Source organism: Neisseria sp. P0022.S010 (assembly GCF_051956635.1).
The window spans coordinates 1-2,663 of record NZ_JBQCXF010000412.1; the positions used below are offsets into that span (position 1 = coordinate 1).

Annotated in this window: 5 protein-coding genes; all 5 read right to left on the bottom strand. The window is 33.4% G+C overall.

The window, feature by feature from the left end:
• The coding region (locus ACTHUT_RS17475) for a contractile injection system protein, VgrG/Pvc8 family (RefSeq protein ID WP_440386800.1) at positions 1–219 on the bottom strand (219 nt) is incomplete at its 3' end.
• A gap of 181 nt (positions 220–400) precedes the next feature.
• A complete protein-coding gene (locus tag ACTHUT_RS17480; RefSeq protein WP_440386801.1) occupies positions 401–937 on the bottom strand; it encodes an NF045616 family extracytoplasmic (lipo)protein in 537 nt (178 codons plus the stop codon).
• Between the two features lie 161 nt (positions 938–1,098).
• Complete coding sequence (locus ACTHUT_RS17485) at positions 1,099–1,377, bottom strand: hypothetical protein (protein WP_440386802.1); 279 nt, start codon at positions 1,375–1,377, stop codon at positions 1,099–1,101.
• Positions 1,378–1,394: 17 nt separating this feature from the next.
• Positions 1,395–2,120 carry a peptidoglycan recognition protein family protein gene (locus tag ACTHUT_RS17490; protein WP_440386803.1) on the bottom strand — a complete coding sequence of 242 codons (726 nt, stop codon included), beginning with the start codon at positions 2,118–2,120 and terminating at the stop codon, positions 1,395–1,397.
• Position 2,121: 1 nt separating this feature from the next.
• Positions 2,122–2,663: DUF2345 domain-containing protein (locus tag ACTHUT_RS17495; RefSeq protein ID WP_440386804.1), on the bottom strand; the 542-nt coding region annotated here is incomplete at its 5' end.

Sequence of the window (2,663 nt, forward strand, 5' to 3'; positions counted from 1 at the left end):
TTCACACAGACGGTTGATAAAGGTAAAGTCGCTTTCGAGATACTGGGTTACATACTCGCGGACGGTGTAGCTGCGGCTCTTTTGGAAACGGTAGTCGACACCGGAGAAGCCGTGGTGTTTGAAGACGACGGCAACGATGTCGGGGACGGTTTGGTTTGAAACAGTCGGGAATTGCCCAAGGTCTCTTCCTATTGATGATAACCAAACTGCACAATCCAAAGATCAAAGCCTCATACCCAAGAGTAAAACGCAGATTCAGATTATCGGCATAGTAATACAGGATTCTTCTTTGGCTTTCTAAAACAGTAGGTCATTCGGGTTTAATAGGATGGACTGTATCTATGCTTGTTCGCCTTGTGACGAAATTATCTGTTTCTGCAAAATCAGTCTATTTTTTTCATCATTTCCATAAATTTTTAAACCATTTAATTAATGAATCAAACCAACTTTCTTGTATTCCTATCATTGTATTATTTTCAAGGAAATCAGTTCTATTTCTACATTTTCTAGAGGATGAGTCAATAGAACCTACTTTAACCTTTCCATCTTCCTCTATTATGCAATAATAATTTTTCATACCAATGAAATCAGCATATCCATACGTATTTGGCTGAAGCGTGATATCATAGACTTCATTACTTTTTAATACTATACCATCAAAATTATTATTATCTATAACAATACAATTTTCTTTATTTGGATAGTTTTTATCAAATGAATTTTCATAATACCAAGATCTATATTCTCCTAGATCTGAATCAAAAAAACCCACACCTAGCAAATAATTACCTGAAAGATCTTTCTTATCAGTATAAATACACAACATATTGTTTTTTATTGTTATATTTATATCATTATTAGAATATGGAGATGGTGAAATCCCATATACCTTAATACTTATCATTAAGATAACAAAATAAAATATCCCTCTACTCATATCTTTATCCTCTTAAAACAATTAAGAAAACTTAAAATGAATAAAAATCTCTTCCTTTCCGATAAAAGCCCTTAGCTATTGCCCTTCTTGAAATATTAAAGAGAAATCTGAATAGGCAAATGAAAAATACTTTTCTACCAAATGATTTTGGATCTCTAAAATTAGTGTTCACTCAAATATTTTTTAACTTCCTCTTTTGTCTCTACAGTACATGGAAATTGATCAAAAATATTAGCATCACAATATAATAGGAATTGTTTCAATTGCTCTTTAGGTACATCTTGTATATCACGTTCCCCAATGGAATCATAGTATAGGCTCTGAAATAACCAAGGTTTTTTTAAAAATAATATATAATTATTATCAAATTCTCCTATCCTATAAACAATACCGATAAACAAATACAATAAAATAAAAATAAAAAATAGCATTTTATTCATAAAATTTCCTTATCTGTTTATTTAACTGTTGGTTCATTTAATTTAAATTCTTTTCTTAACTCAACTATTTTCTCCATAGCAACACTACCTGGACATGTCCGAGTATCGCCTGATAAAGCAAATTCTTTATGCCCTCCTAACTCACTAATGTTAAAATACTCATTCAGGCATTTGATTAAAACTTTTAGAGCAGATAATTGTGCCTCAGGTATCTCTCTCATATAAGTAGAATCAAATTGATCAGTCCATGTACTAAAATCTGTAAAAGAAAATTTAGCTTCTCCTTGTTTTGAAAAGTCTCCTAATAAAAGAATACCTATTTTTTTAGCATTATTTTTATTAACATGAGAACCTTTGAATCTTATATCTCTGCCCTCTGCAATAACTCCTGTACAATCTACTACGTAGTGATAACCGATATCTGAAAAATCTTTTTTATCCATGTGTTTATTTTGTACTTCCTTTAAAGCACCGTAGATTGCAGAACATGTATGTTGTGGTGAATTCCCTTGATGGTGGATGACTATTGATGTGTAATTCCACTCCTTTTCTAAACCATTTTTAGCCTCTCGTGCTTCCCATTCCCAACGTTCTAAAAATTTATTTTTAGATACTACTGGTAAATATTTTTCTAAATAATTAATAATAGCTTTCCTTGTGGCAGCCGGATCGTTTACAGGTATTTCAACTGTTTTAACATCACGATCATTGGATAAAGTTAATTTCGTATTTTTTTCAGCCATTTTATACCTCATTTGGTTTTAAAATTCTTTTGGGAGCTTCAAATAATACATGTACTGAAACTACATCGGATTGTAATGATTTTAAATACAAAAAACCATTATTATCTGTAAATAATATTTTTTTATCACCGGATAAGAATTTGACAATACATTTACGTTGCTTTATGGGCTCTCCTGTTTCGCTATTTTTCACAAGCAGTTTTGCTTTATATAAAGGAAAATCTTTGATAGAGAAGAAATCAAAATCTCGTTTTGCCGATTCATTCACCACCAACGGCGCCCTCACCCGCACCACCTTCGGACTTCCGATCTCAACTTCCCCGTTACTCAACTTGATATACGCCCCTTTGCAGGTAATCAGAATCTCTTCCTTCGCCGCAATGGTGATCTTCCCTGCGCTGCTGGTTAACGTTGCATCCTTCAAAGCATTCAGCTGCAATTCGTCATTCTGTGCCTGTACAGTGACTGCACCCTGATTGGCCTGCATCTTGATGCCGTTGCTTTGCGCAAACAGGTTAAGGCTCTCTGCCGCATGGGCGGTCA

What these genes read in the sequence shown, in the direction of transcription:
- ACTHUT_RS17490 (WP_440386803.1), bottom strand. Translation starts at nt 2,120, where the DNA reads ATGGCTGAAAAAAATACGAAATTAACTTTATCCAATGATCGTGATGTT.
- ACTHUT_RS17485 (WP_440386802.1), bottom strand. Translation starts at nt 1,377, where the DNA reads ATGAATAAAATGCTATTTTTTATTTTTATTTTATTGTATTTGTTTATC.
- ACTHUT_RS17480 (WP_440386801.1), bottom strand. Translation starts at nt 937, where the DNA reads ATGAGTAGAGGGATATTTTATTTTGTTATCTTAATGATAAGTATTAAG.